18 protein-coding genes and 7 pseudogenes are annotated in these 22,049 nt (G+C 68.5%); 12 read left to right on the forward strand and 13 right to left on the reverse strand.

Features of this window, described 5'->3' with window-relative positions:
- Nucleotide 1 precedes the first annotated feature (1 nt).
- Nucleotides 2-352 (forward strand): hypothetical protein, encoded by a 351-nt coding sequence (locus tag ASD25_RS15960; RefSeq protein ID WP_056618749.1) that lies wholly within the window; start codon nt 2-4, stop codon nt 350-352.
- 143 nt (nt 353-495) lie between these two features.
- Here ASD25_RS15960 and ASD25_RS15965 read toward each other — a convergent pair whose 3' ends face one another.
- Both ASD25_RS15965 and ASD25_RS15970 read right to left on the reverse strand, forming a co-directional pair.
- Nucleotides 496-927: a hypothetical protein gene (locus ASD25_RS15965; protein WP_082572459.1), complete on the reverse strand. Its 432-nt coding sequence runs from the start codon at nt 925-927 to the stop codon at nt 496-498.
- Between the two features lie 96 nt (nt 928-1,023).
- Entirely contained in the window at nt 1,024-1,755 is a 732-nt protein-coding gene (locus ASD25_RS15970) for a glycosyltransferase family 2 protein (RefSeq protein ID WP_056618755.1), read from the reverse strand.
- 85 nt (nt 1,756-1,840) lie between these two features.
- Here ASD25_RS15970 and ASD25_RS15975 point away from each other — a divergent pair, with 85 nt between their 5' ends.
- The 6 genes from ASD25_RS15975 (at nt 1,841) to ASD25_RS16000 (ending at nt 7,635) form a co-directional block, all read left to right on the forward strand.
- The gene (locus ASD25_RS15975; protein WP_056619224.1) at nt 1,841-3,517 is read left to right on the forward strand and encodes a glycosyltransferase family 39 protein; all 1,677 of its coding nucleotides are present in this window, start codon (nt 1,841-1,843) and stop codon (nt 3,515-3,517) included.
- Nucleotides 3,514-4,431 (forward strand): hydroxymethylglutaryl-CoA lyase, encoded by a 918-nt coding sequence (locus ASD25_RS15980; RefSeq protein ID WP_056618758.1) that lies wholly within the window; start codon nt 3,514-3,516, stop codon nt 4,429-4,431. The genes ASD25_RS15975 and ASD25_RS15980 overlap by 4 nt, the downstream gene beginning before the upstream one ends.
- 130 nt (nt 4,432-4,561) lie before the next feature.
- The gene (locus ASD25_RS15985) at nt 4,562-4,939 is read left to right on the forward strand and encodes a DUF6165 family protein (protein WP_056618761.1); all 378 of its coding nucleotides are present in this window, start codon (nt 4,562-4,564) and stop codon (nt 4,937-4,939) included.
- Nucleotides 4,932-5,882: a glycosyltransferase family 9 protein gene (locus ASD25_RS15990; protein ID WP_056618764.1), complete on the forward strand. Its 951-nt coding sequence runs from the start codon at nt 4,932-4,934 to the stop codon at nt 5,880-5,882. Before ASD25_RS15985 ends, ASD25_RS15990 begins: the two co-directional genes overlap by 8 nt.
- Before the next feature lie 108 nt (nt 5,883-5,990).
- The gene (locus ASD25_RS15995) at nt 5,991-6,287 is read left to right on the forward strand and encodes a hypothetical protein (protein WP_200943639.1); all 297 of its coding nucleotides are present in this window, start codon (nt 5,991-5,993) and stop codon (nt 6,285-6,287) included.
- Between the two features lie 70 nt (nt 6,288-6,357).
- Nucleotides 6,358-7,635, forward strand: a complete 1,278-nt coding sequence (locus ASD25_RS16000; protein ID WP_056618767.1) for a hypothetical protein — start codon at nt 6,358-6,360, stop codon at nt 7,633-7,635.
- Here the strand turns inward: ASD25_RS16000 and ASD25_RS29515 are convergent.
- The 3 genes and pseudogenes from ASD25_RS29515 to ASD25_RS32050 all read right to left on the reverse strand — a co-directional run.
- On the reverse strand, nt 7,632-8,717 hold a 1,086-nt coding region (locus ASD25_RS29515; RefSeq protein WP_156389361.1), incomplete at its 5' end, for an aldehyde dehydrogenase family protein. The genes ASD25_RS16000 and ASD25_RS29515 overlap by 4 nt on opposite strands.
- Before the next feature lies 1 nt (nt 8,718).
- A pseudogene (locus ASD25_RS32045) lies at nt 8,719-9,116 on the reverse strand (aldehyde dehydrogenase family protein); the annotation flags it as partial.
- 1 nt (nt 9,117) lies between these two features.
- A pseudogene (locus ASD25_RS32050) lies at nt 9,118-10,942 on the reverse strand (proline dehydrogenase family protein); the annotation flags it as partial.
- A gap of 214 nt (nt 10,943-11,156) precedes the next feature.
- On the opposite strand from ASD25_RS32050, the gene ASD25_RS32055 reads away from it, so the two are divergent.
- Both ASD25_RS32055 and ASD25_RS16015 read left to right on the forward strand, forming a co-directional pair.
- A partial coding sequence (locus ASD25_RS32055; RefSeq protein ID WP_369816611.1) for a glycosyltransferase occupies nt 11,157-11,593 on the forward strand: 437 nt, incomplete at its 3' end.
- A 1-nt stretch (nt 11,594) separates the two neighbouring features.
- Nucleotides 11,595-12,394, forward strand: a pseudogene (locus ASD25_RS16015) (glycosyltransferase family 4 protein); the annotation flags it as partial.
- Nucleotides 12,395-12,529: 135 nt separating this feature from the next.
- On the opposite strand, the gene ASD25_RS16020 reads toward ASD25_RS16015, so the two are convergent.
- The 6 genes and pseudogenes from ASD25_RS16020 to ASD25_RS16040 form a co-directional block, all read right to left on the reverse strand.
- A complete protein-coding gene (locus ASD25_RS16020) occupies nt 12,530-13,543 on the reverse strand; it encodes a substrate-binding domain-containing protein (RefSeq protein WP_056618771.1) in 1,014 nt (337 codons plus the stop codon).
- A 69-nt stretch (nt 13,544-13,612) separates the two neighbouring features.
- On the reverse strand, nt 13,613-14,137 hold the full coding sequence (locus ASD25_RS16025; protein ID WP_056618773.1) for a hypothetical protein: 525 nt from the start codon (nt 14,135-14,137) through the stop codon (nt 13,613-13,615).
- A gap of 59 nt (nt 14,138-14,196) precedes the next feature.
- A complete protein-coding gene (gene lpdA / locus ASD25_RS16030) occupies nt 14,197-16,149 on the reverse strand; it encodes a dihydrolipoyl dehydrogenase (protein WP_255356168.1) in 1,953 nt (650 codons plus the stop codon).
- Nucleotides 16,150-16,161: 12 nt separating this feature from the next.
- A pseudogene (locus ASD25_RS30530) lies at nt 16,162-16,361 on the reverse strand (2-oxo acid dehydrogenase subunit E2); the annotation flags it as partial.
- A 37-nt stretch (nt 16,362-16,398) separates the two neighbouring features.
- Nucleotides 16,399-17,451, reverse strand: a pseudogene (locus ASD25_RS29530) (biotin/lipoyl-containing protein); the annotation flags it as partial.
- A gap of 97 nt (nt 17,452-17,548) precedes the next feature.
- Nucleotides 17,549-18,481: pseudogene (locus ASD25_RS16040) on the reverse strand (alpha-ketoacid dehydrogenase subunit beta); the annotation flags it as partial.
- A gap of 44 nt (nt 18,482-18,525) precedes the next feature.
- On the opposite strand from ASD25_RS16040, the gene ASD25_RS33235 reads away from it, so the two are divergent.
- Nucleotides 18,526-18,593 (forward strand): peptidogalycan biosysnthesis protein (locus tag ASD25_RS33235; RefSeq protein WP_369816612.1); only part of this gene is annotated, 68 nt, incomplete at its 3' end.
- 1 nt (nt 18,594) lies between these two features.
- On the opposite strand, the pseudogene ASD25_RS32060 reads toward ASD25_RS33235, so the two are convergent.
- Nucleotides 18,595-18,990, reverse strand: a pseudogene (locus ASD25_RS32060) (alpha-ketoacid dehydrogenase subunit beta); the annotation flags it as partial.
- 229 nt (nt 18,991-19,219) lie between these two features.
- Nucleotides 19,220-20,431 (reverse strand): thiamine pyrophosphate-dependent enzyme, encoded by a 1,212-nt coding sequence (locus tag ASD25_RS16050; RefSeq protein WP_235562752.1) that lies wholly within the window; start codon nt 20,429-20,431, stop codon nt 19,220-19,222.
- A gap of 140 nt (nt 20,432-20,571) precedes the next feature.
- Between ASD25_RS16050 and ASD25_RS16055 the strand changes: the two genes are divergently transcribed.
- Both ASD25_RS16055 and ASD25_RS16060 read left to right on the forward strand, forming a co-directional pair.
- Nucleotides 20,572-21,060, forward strand: coding sequence for an Lrp/AsnC family transcriptional regulator (locus ASD25_RS16055; protein WP_056618779.1), 489 nt, complete (start codon nt 20,572-20,574; stop codon nt 21,058-21,060).
- Nucleotides 21,061-21,096: 36 nt separating this feature from the next.
- A complete protein-coding gene (locus ASD25_RS16060) occupies nt 21,097-22,047 on the forward strand; it encodes a pirin family protein (RefSeq protein ID WP_056618780.1) in 951 nt (316 codons plus the stop codon).
- Nucleotides 22,048-22,049 lie beyond the last annotated feature (2 nt).

Below are 22,049 nucleotides of genomic sequence, written 5' to 3' on the forward strand. Positions count from 1 at the left end.
CATGGGCGACGAGATCCGCGCCGTGGGTCCCGTCGAACGTCGCGACGACCGACGCTCGGCCGAACGGCGCGCCGCCGAGCGCCGGGCCGCTGCCCAGTCGCGCGCGTTGACGGTCACGGAATTCGAAGCCGGGCCTGCCGAGCCCCCGGCAAGACCTGCCCCCGCGCCGCATTCCGACGCGTCTGCGGCCGCCTTCGCCGCCCAGATGATCGGTCAGGAAGGCCAGAGACGCGGCCTCAAGGGAGGCCCTCCCGTCCTGGATGCGGCCCGCTCGGCCTATCTGGGAACCGAGCATTCCGGCGCCAATGAGCGGCGGCCGAAGCCGGGCCGTGCGGAAGACACCGACATCTGATCCCGCGGCACGGTCCTTGCTGAACGAGAGGTCCTTAAGCCTCGTTCGGGACCGCCGCCATGCTGACCTTCATCACCCGCACCGTCGACGTGACCGTCGTCGCACTGATCTTCGTGGCGTTTTCCTAGACCCTGCGGTCGTCGTCAGGCCCCGCCGCCGCCGAAGTCGAGGTCCTTGCGGGCCGAGATGATGGTGACGATGAAGCCGGCCAGGACGTCCAGCATGACCATGGTCAGGATCAGGAAGAAGGTCGAGGTGGCGAAACCCTTCATCAGCAGGAAGGCCACCAGGCAGATCACGAAGAGGACCATTGACAGGGCGTGATTGACGATCGCGACCTTCTGGCTGGAGGTCGACTTCAGCAGCTCGAAGAACAGCAGGATCAGCGACAGGAACAGGATCAGGTCGCCGACGCCGATGTTCCAGCCCGCGCCCGACACCATCGGGATCGAGAACAACGGATCCCGCAGGGCCTGCTCGGCCGCGGCGACCCCGCCGGCCCCCAGAGCGCCGGACAGGATGACGATGGCATAGATCAACACCGGGATGAAAAGCAGCGGGATGGCGATCAGCATGGCAGGCTCCATGGTCGGACGGCGCGTAACGGCCGCGCTTGTTAACCCTGCATAACCCGGTTCGGCCCGTTCAGCTACGCTTGCCCGGATGCGCGCTCAAAACTCGCTGACGGCGCCGGGGCGGCGTGAGCGGGTTTTCAGCCACATTACGCCCAGCAGGTCGGACAGCGACGCCATCAGCCGCCCCCAGTTGGTGTATTTCGACTGACCAGTCTCGCGGTGGCGGTGATCGACGTCGAGATAGCGGTTTTCGTAGCCCTCGCGGATCATCAGGGCCGGCAGATAGCGGTGGATGTGATCGAAGTAGGGCAGACGCAGGAAGACGTCGCGGCGGAAGGCCTTCAGCCCGCAACCAGTGTCGTCGGCGTCGTCGCCGAGCAGTCTGCGACGGATCCGGTTGGCCCACAGCGAGGCCTGACGCTTGGCCCCTGAATCCTGACGCTTGGCCCGGACGCCGCCCACCAAAGCCACCGACGGCGGCGAGGACGCCAGCAGGTCGGCCAGCTTGGGGGCGTCGGCCGGCGGATTCTGGCCGTCGCCGTCCAGGGTCACGACGATGGGCGCGCGGGCCGCTAAAACGCCAGTGCGCACGGCTCGGCTCTGGCCCGCGTTAGAGCCGTGACCGAGCACGCGCAGGGCCGGCAGTTCGGCCATGAGGCCGCGCAACTCGGCCAGGGTGTTGTCCCGCGAGGCGTCGTCGACGAAGACCATCTCGTACGACCGGCCGGCGAAGGCGGCGGCGATCTCGCGCGCCAGCGGGCCGGCGGCCCCCTCTTCGTTATGGACCGGGACGACGACGGAGATGTCGGGGATGGCTGGGCTCATCATCGTTCTCTAGCCCGTTTCGGCGGGAGGCGGGAGAGGACGCAATCACGCCTGACGCGAGCGGAAACACCGTGTTAGGAAGATGAACATGACAGGCGCCGACTTCGACCGATACATCGCCGGATGGCGGGGCCCCGTGCTGGCCGCGCTGATCGCCCTGTTCGCGGGCCTGCCCGTGCTGATGCTGCTGCCGCCGCTGGACCGCGACGAGAGCCGCTACGCACAAGCCACGTCGCAGATGCTCGAGAGCGGCGATTACGTCGACATCCGCTATCAGGACGAGCCGCGCTGGAAGAAGCCGGTCGGCATCTACTGGATGCAGGCCGTCGCGGTGTCCCTGACGTCCAAGGTAGAGAACCGGGACATCGGGCCGTACCGCATCCCGTCACTCCTGGGGGCCATGCTGGCCGCAGCCGCCTGCGCCTGGGCCGGAGCGGCGATGTTCGGCCAGAGGGCGGGTTTCCTCGCGGGCGCGATCATGGGGGCCAGCTTCCTGCTCTCGACCGAGGCGGGGATCGCCAAGACCGACGCCATGCTGTGCGGGGCGGTGACCCTGGCCATGGCCGGGCTGGCGCGGATCTACCTGGCGGCAAGGGCCGGCGAGGCGCCGCTGAGACCATGGAAACTGGCCTTCTGGCTGGGGCTGGGCCTGTCCATCCTGATCAAGGGGCCGATCGGCCTGCTGGTCATCGCCCCCGCCATACTGGCGTTGTCGCTCTGGGACCGGGACGTGTCGTGGCTGAAGCGGCTCGGCTGGGGCTGGGGCCTGCCGCTGGTGGCCCTGATCGTCGGGCCGTGGGCCATCGCCATCACCATCGCCACCGACGGCGGCTTCTGGCGCGAAGCCATCGGCGGCGATCTGGCGCCCAAGGTGGCGGGCGGCGACGAGGGCCATGGCGTGGCGCCGGGGGCCTATCTGCTGATGGCGCCGATCCTGTTCTTCCCGGCGACGCTGCTGCTCGCCGCTGCCGTTTCGACGGGCTGGCGCCGTCGGGCCGAGCCGGCGATCCGGTTTCTGGTCTGCTGGGTGGTTCCGGCCTGGATCATCTTCGAACTGACGCCGACCAAGCTGGCCCACTACACCCTGCCGACATTCGGGGGTCTGGCCCTGCTGGCCGCAGCCGCCACGACCAGGCCGATCGGGAAGATATCGCGCTATGTCGGGGTGGGATTGACGCTGTTTGTCGGCGGCCTGCTGTCCGTGGCCATGGTCTATTTGCTGACCGAATACGGCAAGTCGACCGCCCAGACCTGGGCGACCCTGACCATCGTCTTCTCCATTCTGGCCAGCCTGATCGGGGCGTTCCTGATGATGCACCGGGCGGCCGTGACGGCGCTGATGGTGTCGCTGACGCTGGGCGTGCTGGCCCACGCCGCCCTCGCCGGCACCCTGCGCCAGCTGCGGCCGCTGGCCGTCGCACCGCAGCTGGAGAAGGTGCTCGAACGGGCTGACCTGCATCCGCGTCAGGGCCGCGCCGGACCGGTGGCCATCACCGGTTTCCATGAGCCCAGCTTCGTCTTCCTGACCGGCAAGGATACGGAGCTGACCGACGCGGCGGGCGCCGCGCGCGCCTTGGCCGAGGGCAGGCCTGCCATCGTCGAGGAGCATGACGCCGACGCCTTCCGCGAGGCCGCAGCCGCGCTGGGCGTCACCGGCCGCGCCGTGGGTGAGGTCAACGGGCACAACTATTCCAAGGGGGATGACGTCAGCCTGACCGTCTACGCCCCGCCGGGCGTGACGCCCGCCGCGGCGCCTGCCCGATGAGCCGCAGCATCACCATCGTCGAGGTCGGTCCGCGCGACGGGCTGCAGAACGAGAAGGCGGTGCTCGAGCCATCCGTTCGCGCCGAGCTGGTGCGGCGTCTTGAGGCTGCGGGCGCGCGGCGGATCGAGGCGGTCAGCTTCGTCCATCCGAAATACGTGCCGCAGATGGCAGGCGCCGAGGAGGTCATGGCCGCCCTGCCGAAGGAGGCGGGCCGCAGCCGGATCGGCCTCGTCCTGAACGGCAAGGGCTACGACCGGGCGCTGGGAACGGCAGTCGACGAGGTCAATGTCGCCATGTCGGCGACCGACGGCTTCGGGCTGAAGAATCAGGGGCTGACCGTCGATCAGCAGGTGCAGATGCTGGCCGACATCGTCGCCGGGCGGGCGAACGCCGAGGGGACGCCGGGCGCGGCGCCGTCGCTGTCCGCCACCCTGTCCTGCGTCTGGGGCTGTCCGTTCGACGGCGAGGTGTCGACGGATCAGGTCGCCGATCTGGTCGGGCGTATCGCGGCGCTGGGCGTGGCGGAAATCGCCTTGGCCGACACGATCGGCGTCGGCGATCCGTGGAGTGTGACCCGGAAGGTCAAGGCCGCCCGGAAGGCCGCGCCCGACGCGACCCTGCGTCTGCATTTCCATGACACCCGCAATACCGGTCTCGCCAACGCCTTCGCCGGAGTCGAGGCCGGAGTCGACGTGCTGGACGCCTCGGTCGGCGGCATCGGCGGCTGCCCCTTCGCGCCCGGAGCCACAGGCAATATCGCCACCGAGGACCTCGTCTACATGCTGGAGCGCGCCGGCTTCGCGACGGGCTACGATCTCGACGCCCTGATCAGCACCGCCCGCTGGATCGGCGAGCGGATCGGCGGGCCCGCACCGAGCGCTCTGAGCCGCGCGGGCGGATGGCCGAAAGGCTGACGACGCACGGGCTTTAGGGTCCGAACGCCCCGTTCTGCGACGAAGTCCCTGCTTTCCCGCGACAAGGCCGGGCCGCGCCGAGCGGCGTCAGTCCGTAGACTGAGCTCATCACTTTTGATGAGGCGCTTTCGTGCTTGTGAACATTCCGGCCGCCGTCGGCGAGCTGTTCGACAAGATCACCATCCTGAGGATCAAGGCCGAACGCCTCACCGATCCCGGGAAACGGGCGAACGTCGCCGAGGAGCTGGGGCTGCTTGAGGTGGTGGCCGAACGCGTGGCCCAATCTCAGGAACTGAACCGCCTGATCGCCGATCTGCAGGCCGTCAACGCCGGGCTGTGGGAGGTCGAGGACGCCAAGCGGGCGCATGAGCGGCTGCGCCGGTTCGACGAGGCCTTCATCCAGCTGGCGCGGCGCGTCTACCTGGAGAACGACCGGCGCGCGGCCATCAAACGCGAAATCAATCTCCTGACCGGATCGGCCGTCGTCGAGGAGAAGTCGTATGGCTGACGTGCTCATCATCGCGAACAGCATGATCGGCGACGTCATCCTGACCACCGGCGTCATCGGGGAGATCACCCGGCGTCACCCGGAGGCGCGGTTCACAGTGGTCTGCTCGCCCGCCACGCGCCTGTTGTTCGCCGCCCTGCCGGGGCTGGCCGAGGTCATCCCGCTGATCAAGCAGCGGAGGGGCGGTCACTGGTTCGACCTGTTCCGGCGTCTGGGAGGCCGGCGGTGGGAGGCGGTGTACGATTTCCGCAGCACGGTCTTTTCACGCTTCCTGAAAGGCCCCCTGTCGCAGCCGCGGCGAGCGACGGCGGCCATGCCGGAACACAAGGTCGTCGAGGCCGCGTCCATTCTCGGGCCCGGCTATCCGCCCTTGCCGCCGGTCATCTGGATGACAGCGGCGGCGGCGGCTGACGTCCCGCCGCGCGTTGGAGCGGCCGGCGGCTCGCTCCTCGTGCTCGGTCCTGGAGCCAGCCGGATCGGCAAGACCTGGCCGGCCGCCCGGTTCGCGGAGGCTGCCCGGTATCTGGTCACGCCAGGCGGCAGGATGGACGGCGCCCTGATCGTGGTGACCGGCGGACCGATGGACAAGGCGGCGGCCGAGGAGATCGGCGCGCGTCTTCCCGAAGCGGACGTGCTGGATATGACGGGCGCCGATCTGGTCACGACCTCCGCCGTGATGGGTCGCGCCCGGCTGTTCATCGGCAACGATTCCGGGATGATGCATCTGGCCGCGGCGTCTGGCGCGCCTACGCTCGGTCTGTTCGGCCCGACCGACGAACGGCTGTACGGTCCATGGGGCGCGCGGACGGCGGCGGTACGCCCTGCAGGCGTGACCTTCGCCTTCGGGAAGACCTCGAAGACGGTCAGCAAGGACCGCTGCCAGATGGAGGAACTGTCGGTGCCGGAGGTCGTCGTGGCGGCGCAGCGTTTGCTCCGCGCCTGACCGGAACGCAGCCTCCCGACCGCTTTTCAGCAACTGCTCATAATTCGCTCATGCCGCCCAGTCGGCGGCTGTCGCATCGTCCGACCGTCGAAACCGAGGAGAGGCGACATGAACGTGACGAACGAGGATCTGGACCAGCTCTGGAAGGCCCTGCGCATGCTCGGCTGGGGGGCGGTGGCCTTGGTCATGACGGCGCCCCTGCTCGCCATGCAGTTCACCAGCGAAGTGAACTGGACCATCACCGACTTCGTCTTCGCCGGCGTGCTCCTGATCGGCGGCGGGGCCGTGATCGAGCTGGTCGCCTGGCGTGTGCGCAATCCGGTCATCCGGATCGGCTTCTCGCTGTTCGTCATCGCCATCGTCGCCTTGATCTGGATCGAGGCGGCCGTGGGCATCTTCCACTAAGCTCAACCTCCGGCGCCATCGTCCGGCCCGATTCAACGCATGATCTGCGTTGATCGGGGAGGGTTCGGATATGTGGACGCGTCGTAGTTTCGGACTGGCGGCCGGCTCGCTGGGGCTGGCGACGGCGACGACGTCGCCGATACGGGCCCAGTCGCCGGTCAGTCTGGTCCAGCGACTGCGGCTGGAAGGCCGCTATCTGCCCCAGTACCTCGACCTGCAGGCGAAGACGGCGGCGGGCGAGGACGCGGCGCGGTGGCAGCTCAGCCAGTATGCATCCCTCCTTGGCGACGAGGCGACGGCGCTGGGCGTCGTGGCCCAGCCCCGCAGACCGGACGCCCGATCACCCGACCTGGCGGGTGCGACCGTGGTCAATGCCCTGGACGCGATCGCCGAGGCCGCGATCGATCGGCAGATCGTCATCCTGAATGAGGCGCACAATCATTCACGGCATCGCGCTTTCGCGACCCAAGTGTTGCGACGATTGCGGCCTCTCGGGTTCGAATGGTTCGCGGCCGAGGCCTTCATGTCGCGCCAGCCCGAGCCGGCGCCCATGATCGCCGACTACGGGGTCGGCGAGCCGTTCCTGCACGCCTACGGATACTACACCCAGGACCCGGTTTTCGCAGAGACGGCGCGGGAGGGCGCGCGCCTCGGCTACAGGCTGGTCGACTACGAATTCCGCCCGGACCAGCGCGCGCCCGCGGGCTCCGATATGGACCGTCAGATGGCCGACCGCGAAGAGGCGCAGGCGGAAAACCTGATCGCCAACGTCCTGGCGCGGAATCCCGGCGCCCGGATCCTCGTCTACTGTGGCTACAGCCACGCGATGGAGTCGCCGACCGATCACGGGGAGTGGTTCGCGTCGCGACTCAAGCGCAAGACGGGCATCGACCCGTTGACCATCGAACAGGCCTCCAACACCCCCGACCTGCGGCCGGAGGACGACGAGGCCCACGTCGCGGCCGTGCTGGCGGCGTTCGCGCCGACCGAGCCGGTGATCGTGCGACGCGCCGACGGATCGGTCGTCGGCATGCCGATGTACGAAGGGCAGATGGACCTGTCGGTCTTCCACCCTCGCCTGGACCTCGTGCGTGGCCGGCCTGGGTGGCTGGCGGCCGACGCCGACCGCCGGTTGATCGATGTGGACATCCCGGAAACGGAGGGCCCCGCCCTGTTGCAGGCGCTGTGGTCCAACGAAGGGCCCGCGGGCGTCCCAGCCGATCAGCACCTGCTGGCCGAGGGTCAGCGGCAGGCGACCCTGTCGCTACGCCCCGGGCGCTACACCCTGCGTCTCGAAAGGCCGGACGGCTTCGACCCGGCCTATGGCCTGATCGAGGTTCCCGCCTAGAGGTTCAGCAGCGCCGGGTCGCCGCCCTGGGCGGAGATGTTGTTGCTGATGGCCTTTTCGGACGCGTAGCGGATCAGGCTGTAGGGACCGCCGGCCTTGGGGCCGGTGCCCGACAGGCCCTCGCCGCCGAAGGGCTGGACCCCGACCACCGCGCCGATGATCGACCGGTTGATGTAGACGTTGCCGGCCGGGACCAGCCGGGTGACCTCCTCGGCGAACGCCTCGATGCGGCTGTGGACTCCGAGGGTCAGGCCGTAGCCGCGCTGGGCCAGTTTCGTCGCCGTCTCCTTCAGCTTCGACGGCTCGTAGCGGCAGACGTGCAGGATGGGGCCGAAGACCTCGCGCTCCAGATAGTCCGGGGTCGGGATCTCGGCGATGGTCGGGGCGAACAGATGGCCCTTGTCCGAGCCGGCCGGCAGTTCGGCGCGGGCGACGATCTTCGCGTCTCCGCCGAGCCGCTTCAGGTGGGCGTCGAGCATGCCCTTCGCATCCGCGTCGATGACGGGGCCGATGTCGGTGGCGGGGTCAGAGGGGTCGCCCACAACCTGGGCGGCGAGCGCGCCCTTGAGGCCCTCGATCAGGGCGTCGGCCGCGTCATGCGGAACGTAGATCAGGCGCAGGGCCGAGCAGCGCTGGCCCGAAGAGCCGAAGGCCGACAGGATGACGTCGTCAATGACCTGTTCCTTCAGCGCCGTGGTGTCGACGAACATGCCATTCAGGCCGCCGGTCTCGGCGATGAAGGGGATGATGGCGCCCGGGCGGGCGGCCAGCGCCTTGTTGATCATGGTCGCCGTGTCGGTGCCGCCAGTGAAGGCGACGCCGTCGATGCCGGGATGCGAGACGAGGGCTGCGCCGACGGTTTCGCCGCGTCCCGGGACGAGGGCCAGCAGGTTCGGGTCGAGGCCGGCCCTGTAGTACAGGCGCACGGCCTCGGCGGCGATCAGGGGCGTCTGTTCGGCGGGCTTGGCCAGCACCGCGTTGCCGGCGGCCAGGGCGGCGACGATCTGGCCGGTGAAGATGGCCAGGGGGAAGTTCCACGGGCTGATGCAGGCGAAGACGCCGCGGCCGTGCAGGACCAGCTGNGCGTTGCCGGCGGCCAGGGCGGCGACGATCTGGCCGGTGAAGATGGCCAGGGGGAAGTTCCACGGGCTGATGCAGGCGAAGACGCCGCGGCCGTGCAGGACCAGCTGGTTGATCTCGCCGACCGGGCCCTTCAGCTCGGTGCGGCCGCCGAAGTCGCGTTCGGCCAGCATGGCGTAGTAGCGGCAGAAGTCGGCGGCCTCGCGGATCTCGGCGACGGCGTCGTTCAGGGTCTTGCCGGCTTCGCGCGACAGCAGGGCGACCAGACGATCCATGTCGGCCTCAAGCGCGTCGGCCATGGCGCGCAGGACGGGGGCGCGGCCCGCGCCGCCCTTGCGATCCCAGGCGACCTGGGCCTTGGCAGGCCCCGGCCCTGGCCGCCCGACGCGCCGTGGCCAGACNGCTTCGCGCGACAGCAGGGCGACCAGACGATCCATGTCGGCCTCAAGCGCGTCGGCCATGGCGCGCAGGACGGGGGCGCGGCCCGCGCCGCCCTTGCGATCCCAGGCGACCTGGGCCTTGGCGGCGGCATCAGCGGCAGCGTCGATGTCGGCCGACGAGGCCTCGGAGACATGGCCAAGGATCTGGGTCGTGTCGAAGGGATTGGTCACGGCCTGCGGGTTGGTTCCCGCCTTCAGCTTGCCGCCGATGATCGGGCCCGAGGTCAGTTTTTCGGCGTCGACCTTTTCGAGGGCGGCGGTGTGCCGGTCGCGGTCGGCGGCTTGCGAATAGTCGCGGCCGAGCGAGTTCTGGCGGTCCATGTACATGTCCTTCGGGGTCGGAATTTTCGCGTGGCGGTCGGGGTGCGCCTCGACGGCGGAGATGGGGTCGGCGGCGACGGCCGAGGCCGGCACTCGCTCGTCCAGCAGGGCGTGGACGAAGGAGGAGTTGGCCCCGTTCTCGAGCAGGCGGCGCACCAGATAGGGCAGCAGGTCCTCATGCCCGCCAACGGGGGCGTAGGCGCGGACCGTGACGGGGCCGAAGGCGTCGCGGGCGGCGTCGTACAGGGCCTCGCCCATGCCGTGCAGGCGCTGGAATTCGATCTTCACCTTCCGCTCGGAAGCCATCTTGTGGACGGCGGCGAGGGAGTGGGCGTTGTGCGTGGCGAACTGGCTGTAAATGTGGGGCGCGGCCTCGATCATCAGCTTCGCGCGTGGTGAAGACCGGATAGTCGGTGCGGCCGAAGACTTGGGCGCGCTTGATCTCGGTGTCCCAGTAGGCGCCCTTGACCAGACGGACCATCAGGCGGCGACCCGAGGTCTTCGCCAGTTCGGCGACGCGGCGGATCACCTCGGGGCAGCGCTTCTGATAGGCCTGAACGGCGAGGCCGAGGCCGGTCCAGTCTCCGAGGTCGGGTTCACGGGCGAGGCGGTCCAGCAGCTTCAGCGACAGGGCAAGGCGGTCGGCCTCTTCCGCGTCCATGGTGAAGTTGATGTCGTGCTTCGCCGCGATCCGGGCGAGGCGCAGGATGCGAGGATAGAGCTCGTCCCAGACGCGGGCCTCGTGCGTGGCCTCGTAACGGGGCGACAGGGCCGACAGCTTGACCGAGACTCCGTGGCCGGCCTCGGGGCCCTGCCCCTTTGCGGTCTTGCCGACGGCCTCGATGGCGTCGGCGTAGATCTTTTCATACCGCTCGGCGTCGGCGGCGGTGCGGGCGCCCTCGCCCAGCATGTCGAAGCTGCACAGCCAGCCCTCGCGGTTCGCCCGCTTCAGCGCCGCCTCGATGGTGCGGCCGACGACGAACTGTTCGCCCATGATGCGGACGGCGGCGGCGACGGCCTCGCGGATCACGGGTTCGCCCAGGCGGCCGACGATGCGCTGTCAGCATCAGCCCCCAGGTCGAGGCGTTGACGAACAGGCTGTCGGACTGGCCGAGGTGGGACGACCAGTCGGCCGAGCCGATCTTTTCGGCGATCAGACGGTCGCGGGTGTCCTCGTCCGGCGTGCGCAGCAGGGCCTCTGCCAGGCACATCAAGGCCAGACCTTCGCGGGTGCCGAGCGAGAATTCCTGCAGGAAGCTTTCGACCACCCCCTGCTTCTTGACGCTGGCGCGGGCGTGTTCGACCAAGCCGACAGCGCTGGAGAGGACTGCGGCGCGCTCGGCTTGATCCAGCGGCATGCGGGCCAGAAGGCCCTGCACCGTGGCGGTCTCATTGGCGAACTTGCCCTGATCCAGCGCATCCCAGTCCTGGGAGAGGGCGACCGGCGGCGAGACGTGTGCGTTCATGGCGCGCGTCCTAGACGCTTTTGAGCAAGAACGGGAGGGGGCGCGGCATCTCGCCAACGCCCGCCGGAACCGCTAGACCGTTTCCTCGATCAACGGCGGAGCCACCCGGCCCATATGCGCATCGTTCTGGCCACCGACGCCTGGGAGCCCCAGGTCAACGGCGTCGTCCGCACCCTGACCCGCACCGTGGCGGAATGCCGGNCACCCGGCCCATATGCGCATCGTTCTGGCCACCGACGCCTGGGAGCCCCAGGTCAACGGCGTCGTCCGCACCCTGACCCGCACCGTGGCGGAATGCCGGGGCATGGGGCACGAGGTCGACGTCATCGAACCCAGCCAGTTCAAGACCATCCCCTGCCCTACCTATCCGGAAATCCGGCTGGCGCTGGGAGCCGAGGAAGAGATTCGCGAACGTCTGCGCGCCTTCGAGCCCGAGGCCGTGCACATCGCCACCGAAGGCCCCATCGGCATCGCCACGCGGCGCATCTGCGTGGAATGGAAGCTGCCGTTCACGACCAGCTATCACACCAAATTCCCGGAATACGTCTCGGCCCGGTTCCCGATCCCGGTGCAGGTCGGCTACGCCTATATGAAGTGGTTCCACAAGCCGTCGGGCCGGCTGATGGTGGCCACGCCGACGCTGCGCGACGANAGCTGCCCTTCACGACCAGCTATCACACCAAATTCCCGGAATACGTCTCGGCCCGGTTCCCGATCCCGGTGCAGGTCGGCTACGCCTATATGAAGTGGTTCCACAAGCCGTCGGGCCGGCTGATGGTGGCCACGCCGACGCTGCGCGACGAGCTGGTGGCGCACGGGTTCCGCAACGTCTCGCCCTGGACGCGCGGCGTCGACACCGAACAGTTCAACCCCGACCTGCCCCGCATCTACGAGGAACTGGGCGGCAAGGACTGGCCCCGGCCCTTCTTCCTCAACGTCGGGCGCGTCGCCGTCGAGAAGAACATCGAGGCCTTCCTCGAGACCGACCTGCCGGGGACGAAGATCGTCGTCGGCGACGGGCCGGCGCGGGCCGAGCTGGAAGTGAAGTATCCGGACGCCAAATTCCTCGGCGCGCGTTTCGGCGAGGAGCTGGCGCGCTGTTTCCGCGACGCCGACGTCTTCGTCTTCCCCAGCTGGACCGACACTTTCGGACTGGTGATCCTTGAGGCCATGGCCACGGGTACGCCAGTCGCCGCCTATCCGGCTCACGGCCCCATCGACATCATTCCCGGCTCGAACGCGGGGGCGATCGACGAGGACCTGCGCACCGCCTGCATGAAGGCGCTGGAATGCGACCGCGCCGACGTTCGGGCCTATGCCGAGAAGTTCAGCTGGCGCGCCTCGGCGGAAGAGTTCGTGGAAAACCTGCAGCCCTACCCCGAGCCCGAGCGCGGCCGTTTCTGGCGCCGTCTGCGCCGGATCGCCCGGCTGAGGCGGAAGGTGGCGGCGTAGGAAATCCGCCTCTTCCTCCCCCTTGTGGGGAGGATGGTCGCGAAGCGACCGGGTGGGGAATTTCAGATGTACCCCACCCTGTCGTCGCTTCGCGCCGACATCCCTCCCCATGAAGGGGAGGGAGAGCGGTTCGTCCTACTTCGCCGGGGCCGTCATCGGCGTCATGGCCGTGGCGATGGCGCGCTGGGCCGCCAACTGGTCCGCCGGCAGCGGCACCAGACCGCGGTCCTGCAGATAGCCGCCGCGGCCGGCGGCGGCCTCGGACATGAACTCCATGACGAACTGCTCGAGGCCCGGGGTCACGCCGACGTGCTGCTTCTTGACGTAGATGTAGAGGCTGCGGGCCAGCGGATACGAGCCGTCGGCGATGGTCTCGGCCGAGGGGGCAACACCGTCGATGGTCTCGGGCTTCACCGTGTCGAGGTTCTGCTCGAGGAAGGAGAAGCCGAACACGCCGAGCGAGCCGGGGGTGCGGCTGAGGGTCTGGACGATGGCGTTGTCGTTCTCGCCCGAGTCCACCCAGGCGTTGTCCTCGCGCAGGGTGTGGGCCAGCGTTTCGAAACGGCCCTTGTCGGTGACGGCGGCGAGGGCCGGGATCAGTTTCGCGCCGGGAGCCATGCCCAGCTCGAGGAAGGCGTCGCGGGTGCCCGAGGTGGGCGGCGGGCCATAGACCTGGATGCGCTGGTTCGGCAGGGCCGGATTGACCTGGTTCCAGGTCGTGGCCGGGTTGGCGACGAAGGCGCCGCCGGCGCCGGGCACTTCCTTGGCCAGGCCAGTGTAGAGGTCCTGCAGGCGGAAGTTGAAGCTGGCGCCCGTGCGGGCCGTGGCGATGACGATGCCGTCGAAGCCGATCTTGATCTCGACGATGTCGGTCACGCCGTTGGTGCGGCACAGCTCGAACTCCGACGCCTTCATCGGGCGCGAGTGGATGCCGCCGCCGGTGCCCAGCGATTCGACGCGCGGCGCGGCGCCGCCCGAGGTGCGGGCGAAATTCTCTGCCACGCGGGTGGCGAAGGGGAAGACGGTCGAGGAGCCCGCGGCCCAGATGCCGGCGCGAGCGGTCTGGGAGCCGGCGGACTGGTCGTTGCCGCAGGCGCCGACGGCGAGCAGGGCGATCGCCGAGGCGGCGGCGAGAAGGGTGCGGGTCATCGTCAGTCTCCGGACAAACGGCTGGTGTCGAGCCGCTTGGACCACAGGTTTGTGACGGTCGACCCGATGCTACCGTGACGGTTCGGCGACGGCTACGGCCCCGACCGAAGCCCGCGTAGGAGAACTGGGGCCAGTCGCGCCGCGTTCGGGCACGCGCCAGTCGTCGACCACATAGCCCTCTTCGGCCAGACAGGTGGTCATGGCGGTCTTGATCTCGCGTTCCTTGTTGGCCCGCTGGATATAGGACACGCCGACGATCGCCAGAGGCGCGAAGACCACAAGGCCGATGGCGAGGCCCGCTCCCGCCGCCGTGCCGGCCAGCATGCCCGCGCCGGAGGCCGCGGAGGCTCCGGTGGCGATCGCCGCCGCGCCGCCGATGGCCATGCCGCCCGCCGCGGAGCCGCCGCGGCCCGAGCGGAAGCTTTCACGGCGGCCGGCCGCGACCTCGGCGCTGCAGACGTTGAAGGCGGTTTCGAACGCGGCCTGATCCGTCGGGACGACCGACATGACGGGCGCGAACCCGCGCGGGTGCGAGGCGCATCCGGTCATGCTGGCGGCCGCGATCAGCGCGACGACACGCGTGGATACCTTCATTGTCCCCTCCCCAGTGGATGACCGGAGAATACCCCGATCACGGACAATGTCGAACCCGGTTATATATGGATGGCGTGGCCCAGCGCGCGCAGCGACGCCTCGTGGAAGGCCTCGCCCAGCGTCGGGTGGACGTGGATGACCCCGGCGACATCCTCCAGAACCGCGCCCATCTCCAGCATCTGGGCGAAGCTGTTGGACATTTCGGCGACGTGCTGGCCGACGGCCTGGACGCCCAGCAGGCGGTGATCACCCTTCGACGCCAGAACGCGGACGAAGCCGCCGTCCTCGCCCGCCTCGATGGCCAGCGCACGACCGATCGCGGCCAGCGGGAAGACGGCCTGGATGACGTCGTCGCGGCCCTCGACGTCCAGCGGGCCGAGGCCGGCGGAGACGATCTCGGGCTCGGTGAAGCAGACGGCGGCGATGGTGACGGGGTCGAAGCAGCGGTCATGGCCGGCGATGATTTCGGCGACGACCTCGCCCTGCGCCGAGCCCTTGTGTGCCAGCATGGGTTCGCCGGTCAGGTCGCCGACGGCCCAGACGTTCTTCATCGAGGTCGCGCAGCGGTCGTCGATCTTCACGAACGGGCCCGCCATGGCGACGCCCATGTTTTCCAGACCCCAGCCCTGCGTGCGCGGGCGGCGGCCGACGGTGACGAGGACCTTGTCGGCCTTGAGCCGGATGGCGGCGCCGTCCTTTGTCGTGACGTTGAGCTGGCCCTTCTCGAACGAGCCGGCCTTGGCGCCGAGGTGCAGTTCGACACCGTGCTTCTGAAGCCATTTGGCGACCGGATCGGTCAGTGCCTTGTCGTAGAGCGGCAGCAGGCGGTCGGCCATTTCGACGATGGCGACCTCGGCTCCCAGCTTGCGGAAGGCGATGCCGAGCTCGAGCCCGATATAGCCGCCGCCGACCACGACCAGCTTCTTCGGCACGGCCGACAGCGACAGGGCCTCGGTCGAGGAGATGACGTCGCCGCCGAATTTGAGGAAGGGCAGTTCAACCGGCTCGGAGCCGGTAGCGAGGATGACGTGCTCGGCGCTGATCGTGACGTCGCCGTCAGCGGTCTTCACCGTGCAGGTCTTGGCGTCGGTGAAGTTCGCCCAGCCCTTGATGACCTTGACCTTCGACTTCTTGAGCAGGGCCGCCACGCCGTTGTTCAGCTTTTTGACGATGCCGTCCTTCCACGCCACCGTCTGCGACAGGTCGATGGCGGGTTTGGCGGCGGTGATGCCCAGCGTGCCGCCGTCGGCGGCCTTGCTGACCGTCTCGAACTTGCCCGCCGCGTGGATGATGGCCTTGGACGGGATGCAACCGACATTCAGGCAGGTGCCGCCCAGACCGTCGCCGCCATCGACCAGCACTGTGTCGAGGCCCAGCTGGCCGCAGCGGATGCCGGCGACATAGCCGCCGGTGCCGGCGCCGATGATCAGGACCCGCTGTACGAAGACCGCCGCGTCGTGGCCGTCGACAATGCGGTGATCGAAGCTGGAGGACAGGTTCATCATCTTGCGCACGACCATCTGGCCGTCCTTCACCACGACCCGTTCCTGGATCTTGTTGGGGCCGACGATGGCGACCTCGGGGTGGTTGATGATCGGGGTGTGGGTGATGCCGCCCAGTGTCCCCAGCGAGGTGATGGTGATAGTCGAGCCCGAGAGTTCGTCGCGCTTGGCCGAGCCGTCCTTGGCCGCGCCCGAGACGCGGGCGATTTCGAGGGCGGTGTCGTAGGGGTCGCGGGCCTCCGCGTTGCGGACCACCGGGACCATCAGGCCATTCGGCGTCTGGGCGGCAATGCCGAGATGGACGGCGTTGTGGGTCGTCAGCACGCCGGCCTCGTCGTCATAGTGCGAGTTGATGGTCGGCTGATCGCGCAGGGCCACGACGATGGCGCGGGCGATGAAGGGCAGGACGTTCAGCTTGGGCTGGTCCTTCTTCTTCGTCGCGTTGAGGTGGGCGCGGAGTTCCTCGAGGGCGGTGACGTCGATCTCTTCCACATAGGTGATGTGCCTCACCGAGATCGAAGNTCGCGCAGGGCCACGACGATGGCGCGGGCGATGAAGGGCAGGACGTTCAGCTTGGGCTGGTCCTTCTTCTTCGTCGCGTTGAGGTGGGCGCGGAGTTCCTCGAGGGCGGTGACGTCGATCTCTTCCACATAGGTGATGTGGGGGATGCGGCGGACGCTCTCGGCCATCTTCTCCGCGATCTTGCGGCGCAGGCCGATGATGCGGGTTTCGGTGGTTCCTTAGATCGGAAGAGCGTCNGTCGATCTCTTCCACATAGGTGATGTGGGGGATGCGGCGGACGCTCTCGGCCATCTTCTCCGCGATCTTGCGGCGCAGGCCGATGATGCGGGTTTCGGTCGTTCCTTCGGCCCTGGCGTAGGACGAGCCGGTCGATCCTCCGCCTACGGACGATCCGCGACCGCCCGAGGCGACGTAGCCGTCGAGGTCGGAATGTTCGATGCGGCCGGCGGGGCCGGAGCCCGGAACGAACTGGAGCTCGATGCCGAGATCACGGGCGCGGTTGCGCACGGCCGGCGAAGCCAGCGGGCGCTGACCGGCGGCGCGGGTGGTGAAGGCTTCGGCGACAGCCTTGGCCGGAGCCTTGGCGGGCGAAGCCGGAGCGGCGGCTTTCGCGACCGGAACGGGCGCAGCCTCGGCCTTCGGCGCGGGCGATGCGGCCGGGGCCGGAGCCGCCGCCTGATTGCCCTTGCCCGCGACGTTGAACGACACCAGCGGTCCGCCGACGGCGAGTTGCTGGCCGGCTTCGCCATGCAGGGCGACGACGGTCCCGGCGACCGGGGACGTCAGTTCGACGGTGGCCTTGTCGGTCATGACCTCGGCGAGAAGCTGGTCCTCGGTCACGGCGTCGCCAACCTTGACGTGCCAGCCCACCAGTTCGGCCTCGGCGGTGCCTTCGCCGACGTCGGGCAGCTTGAAGACGAAATTGCCGCCGGCCGCGGCCGGCGCGGCGGCGGGCGCGGCCTCGGCCTTCGGCGCTTCAGCCTTCGGGGCCGGTGCCGGTTCAGCCATTGCGGGCGCCGAGGCGGCCTCGGCGGACGCGTTCCCCGCGCCCTCGACCTCGAACTCCACCAGCGGAGAGCCGACGGCCAGTTGCTGGCCCGGTTCGCCGTGGGCAGCGGTGACGCGTCCGGCGACCGGGCTGGTCAGTTCTACCGTCGCCTTGTCGGTCATGATGTCGGCGATGATCTGGTCCTCGGCTACATGATCGCCGACCTTGACGTGCCAGGCGACCAGTTCGGCCTCGGCGGTGCCTTCGCCCACGTCGGGCAGTTTGAAGACGTAGCGGCCCATCCTAGCGCCCTCCGGTCATGACNCGTGCCAGGCGACCAGTTCGGCCTCGGCGGTGCCTTCGCCCACGTCGGGCAGTTTGAAGACGTAGCGGCCCATCCTAGCGCCCTCCGGTCATGACGGCCTTCAGGGCCGTGGCGACCCGTTCGGGTCCCGGGAAATATTCCCACTCGAAGGCGTGCGGGTAGGGGGTGTCCCAGCCGGTCACCCGCGCGATCGGCGCCTCCAGATGGTAGAAGCAGCGCTCCTGCACCAGAGCCGACAGTTCGCCGCCGAAGCCCGAGGTCTTCGGCGCCTCGTGAACGATGACGCAGCGGCCGGTCTTCTTCACGCTGGCCTCGATGGTCTCGATGTCCAGCGGCACGAGGGTGCGCAGGTCGATGACCTCCGCGTCGACGCCGGCGTGTTCCGCGCCCGCCAGCGAGACCCAGACCATGGTGCCATAGGCCAGGATGGTGACGTCACTGCCCTCGCGCATGACGCGGGCCTTGCCGATCGGCTCGACGTATTTGCCGGTCGGGACCTGGGCCAGCTCCTGCGCCTTCCAGGGCGAGACGGGCTTCTGGTGCCAGCCGTCGAAGGGACCGTTGTAGAGGCGTTTGGGCTCGAAGAAGATGACCGGGTCGTCGTCCTCGATGGCCGCGGTCAGCAGGCCCTTGGCGTCGTAGGGACTGGACGGGATGACGACCTTCAGGCCGGCGATGTGGGTGAACAGGCTTTCCGGCGACTGGCTGTGGGTCTGGCCGCCGAAGATGCCGCCGCCGTAGGGCGACCGCACGGTGATCGGGCTGGTGAACTGGCCGCCCGAGCGGTAGCGCAGCTTGGCTGCCTCGGAGACGATCTGGTCGTAGGCCGGATAGATGTAGTCGGCGAACTGGATCTCGACGACGGGGCGCAGGCCATAGGCCCCCATGCCGATGGCGGCGGCGACGATGCCGCATTCGCTGATCGGGGCGTCGAAGCTGCGGGTCAGGCCGTGCTTCTTCTGCAGATGGTCGGTGACGCGGAAGACCCCGCCGAAATACCCCGCGTCCAGACGCCGAAGGTGTAGTCGGAATAGAAGCTGGACCGTTTCCCGTGGTCCCCTTCCTCCATTTCGAGCTTTGCTACTATCAGGCCATCGAATTCGCGATCTCGCGCGGCCTNCACGGTGATCGGGCTGGTGAACTGGCCGCCCGAGCGGTAGCGCAGCTTGGCCGCTTCCGAGACGATCTGGTCGTAGGCCGGATAGATGTAGTCGGCGAACTGGATCTCGACGACCGGGCGCAGGCCGTAGGCGCCCATGCCGATGGCGGCGGCGACGATGCCGCATTCGCTGATCGGGGCGTCGAAGCTGCGGGTCAGGCCGTGCTTCTTCTGCAGATGGTCGGTGACGCGGAAGACCCCGCCGAAATACCCCGCGTCCTCGCCGAAGCTGAGTACGTTGGGGTCCTCCGACATCTTGATGTCGATGGCCGAGTTCAGGGCCTGGATCATGTTCATCGGCTGCACCGACGGTCCGGCCGCGGCTTCCGATTTCGGGGCGTGGTTCTGGTCGGCCATGTCGGGCTCGATGCCGTCCTGACGGTCCGCGTCGGTGAAGGTGGTTTGCTCGCTCATGATCAGACCCCCACCTCGCGGCGCTGTTCGGTGATGCGCCAGTCCTCGGTCGCATAGACCTCCTCGAACATGGTCTTCACCGAGGGGCGCGACTGGCCAAGCGTGCCGATGGCCTCGGATTCTTGCCGGCGGCGCGGACNCGCGTCGGTGAAGGTGGTTTGCTCGCTCATGATCAGACCCCCACCTCGCGGCGCTGTTCGGTGATGCGCCAGTCCTCGGTCGCATAGACCTCCTCGAACATGGTCTTCACCGAGGGGCGCGACTGGCCAAGCGTGCCGATGGCCTCGGATTCCTTGCCGGCGGCGCGGACCTGTTCGACGGCCTCAGCCTCGGCGGCCGTCTGCTGCTCGTCGGACCATTCGCCCAAGGCGATCAGGTGTTGCTTCAGGCGGGCGATGGGGTCCCCCAGCGGCCATTTGTCGTGCTCGTCGGCCGGGCGGTAGCGGCTGGGGTCGTCCGAGGTCGAATGCGGGGCGCCGCGGTAGGTGAACAGCTCGATGACCGTCGCGCCCTGGTTCGAGCGGGCGCGTTCCTCGGCCCACTGGGTCGCGGCCCAGACGGCCAGGAAGTCGTTGCCGTCGACGCGCAGGGCCGGAAGGCCATAGCCGATGGCCTTGGAGGCGAAGGTGGTCTCCAGCCCGCCAGCGATGCCCTGGAAAGAGCTGATGGCCCACTGGTTGTTGACGATGTTGAGGATGACCGGGGCGCGGTAGACGCTGGCGAAGGTCAGGGCGTTGTGGAAGTCGCCCTCGGCCGTGGCGCCGTCGCCGATCCAGCTGATGGCGATCTTGTCGTCGCCCTTGTAGGCGCTGGCCATGGCCCAGCCGACGGCCTGCGGCACCTGTGTGCCGAGGTTGCCGCTGATCGTGAAGAACCCATAGTCCTTGGCCGAATACATGATCGGCAGCTGGCGGCCYTTGATCGGGTCYTCRGCRTTSGAATAGATCTGGTTCATCATSGTCGCGAGCGGATAGCCSCGCGCGATCAGCAGGCCCTGCTGGCGGTAGGTGGGGAAGCCCATGTCCTCGCGGGACAGGATCATGCCCTGGGCGACCGCGATGGCCTCTTCGCCCGTGCACTTCATGTAGAAGCTGGTCTTGCCCTGGCGGTGGGCGCGATGCATCCGGTCGTCGAAGGCGCGCGTCAGGATCATGGCCTTGAGGCCGCGCCGCATCGTCTCGGCGTCCAACTTCGGATTCCACGGGCCGACGGCCTTGCCGTCATCGTCCAGCACGCGGATCAGCCGGAAGGCGTGGTCGCGCATGTCGAACGGCGTGGTCGAGACCTCGGGACGCTCGACGACGCCCGCCGGGTCCATCAGCAGGTGGCTGAAGTCCGTGGGGTCGCCCGGCCGGCCCGAAGGCTCCGGCACGCGCAAAGACAAGGCTTGGCTATTGTTGATCCGACCGCGTTTCCTGAGCGGGATTTAGCACGACGCTTGAGGCAAGGCTCGCCTGAATTTGACCTTGCACTATGCCCATCAGCGGTATTTTATTGCGCCATAACAAGATCAGGAGAAACGCCTTGGCTGACGATCTGGATCCCGTCGACGCCCGCATTCTGGATATCCTGCAACAGGACGCCGGATTGTCGGTCGCGGAAGTGGCGGATCGGGTCGGTTTGTCGGCGTCTCCCTGCTGGCGCCGGATCAAGCGGCTGGAGGACACGGGCTTCATCCGCAAGCGGGTGACCCTGCTGGACGCAACCAAGCTGGGCCTGGATTTCGAGGTCTACGCCATCGTCAAGCTGAGCCTGCCGTCGACCGAGAATCTGGACGCCTTCGAGTCCGCCGTGGCGGCCTGGCCCGAGGTGGTGCAGTGCGCCACCATCACCGGGCGCGAGGACTATGTGCTTCGGATCATCACTTCGGACATGCACGCCTTCGACCAGTTCCTGCGTCACAAGCTGCTGAGCCTGGGCATCGTCTCGGACTGCGAGAGCCACATCGTCACGCGCGGCGTGAAGAATGTGACCGCCCTGCCCCTTGGCATCGTCACCCCTCACGTCGGATAGTCCCGTTCGGGCGCGCGCCGCGCCGAGGGATTCGACATGATCGAGATGGTGATCGACGCCCGCCGCAAGGACCTCGGGGGTTTCGAGGTGGGCCGCGTTCTGCCGTTCCATGCGCGCCGCATGGTCGGCCCCTTCATTTTCCTGGACCAGATGGGGCCGGCCGAGTTCGCGCCGGGGTCCGAGGCTATCAACGTCCGCCCGCACCCCCATATCGGCCTGTCGACCCTGACCTATCTGTTCGAGGGCGAGATCATGCACCGGGACAATACCGGCGCGACCCAGGCCATCCGCCCGGGCGAGGTCAACTGGATGACCGCGGGCAGTGGCATCGTCCACTCCGAGCGCACCGATCCGCTGAAGAAGAGCCGGGGCGGCCCGATGCACGGCATGCAGGCCTGGATCGCCCTGCCGGAAGAGTCCGAAGAAACGGACCCGCGCTTCCATCACCACGGCGAGGCCGACCAGCCGGCCTATGAGAACGGCGGACTGTTCGCGCGGCTGGTGGCGGGCGAGGCTTACGGCGCCAAGGCCGCCGTGCCGGTGTCCTCGCCGCTGTTCTATGTCCACTGGGAACTGGCCGAGGGCGTGCGCACCGCGCCGCCGCCGGGCAAGGGCGCCGGCGGCTATTCCGAACGGGCGCTGTATGTCGCCAAGGGCGAGATCGAAGTCGGCGACCGCACGTTCCACGAGGGCCAGATGGTCATCCTCGAACCGACGGCCGAACCGACCATCAAGGCGCTGAAACCCTCGACCGTCATGGTGCTGGGCGGAGAGCCGGTCGGGCCCCGCATCATCTGGTGGAATTTCGTCCACTCGAAACAGGAACGGATCGATCAGGCCAAGGCCGACTGGAAGGCGGGACGCATGTCCCTGCCCAGCGAGGATTCGGTCGAGTTCATCCCCCTGCCCGACGTGCCCTCGACGCCTGAGCCGGCGCCGGCGGCGGCCGCCGCGGGGGTCAGGGTGGAGCCGACACACCCGGCCTGAGG

The organism is Brevundimonas sp. Root1423 (genome assembly GCF_001426805.1).

Bases quoted from the DNA above. Each gene is read 5' to 3' on its own strand.
- ASD25_RS15960 (WP_056618749.1), top strand. From the start codon at position 2: ATGGGCGACGAGATCCGCGCCGTGGGTCCCGTCGAACGTCGCGACGAC.
- ASD25_RS15965 (WP_082572459.1), bottom strand. From the start codon at position 927: ATGCTGATCGCCATCCCGCTGCTTTTCATCCCGGTGTTGATCTATGCC.
- ASD25_RS15970 (WP_056618755.1), bottom strand. From the start codon at position 1,755: ATGATGAGCCCAGCCATCCCCGACATCTCCGTCGTCGTCCCGGTCCAT.
- ASD25_RS15975 (WP_056619224.1), top strand. From the start codon at position 1,841: ATGACAGGCGCCGACTTCGACCGATACATCGCCGGATGGCGGGGCCCC.
- ASD25_RS15980 (WP_056618758.1), top strand. From the start codon at position 3,514: ATGAGCCGCAGCATCACCATCGTCGAGGTCGGTCCGCGCGACGGGCTG.
- ASD25_RS15990 (WP_056618764.1), top strand. From the start codon at position 4,932: ATGGCTGACGTGCTCATCATCGCGAACAGCATGATCGGCGACGTCATC.
- ASD25_RS15995 (WP_200943639.1), top strand. From the start codon at position 5,991: ATGAACGTGACGAACGAGGATCTGGACCAGCTCTGGAAGGCCCTGCGC.
- ASD25_RS16000 (WP_056618767.1), top strand. From the start codon at position 6,358: ATGTGGACGCGTCGTAGTTTCGGACTGGCGGCCGGCTCGCTGGGGCTG.
- ASD25_RS16020 (WP_056618771.1), bottom strand. From the start codon at position 13,543: ATGACCCGCACCCTTCTCGCCGCCGCCTCGGCGATCGCCCTGCTCGCC.
- ASD25_RS16025 (WP_056618773.1), bottom strand. From the start codon at position 14,137: ATGAAGGTATCCACGCGTGTCGTCGCGCTGATCGCGGCCGCCAGCATG.
- ASD25_RS16060 (WP_056618780.1), top strand. From the start codon at position 21,097: ATGATCGAGATGGTGATCGACGCCCGCCGCAAGGACCTCGGGGGTTTC.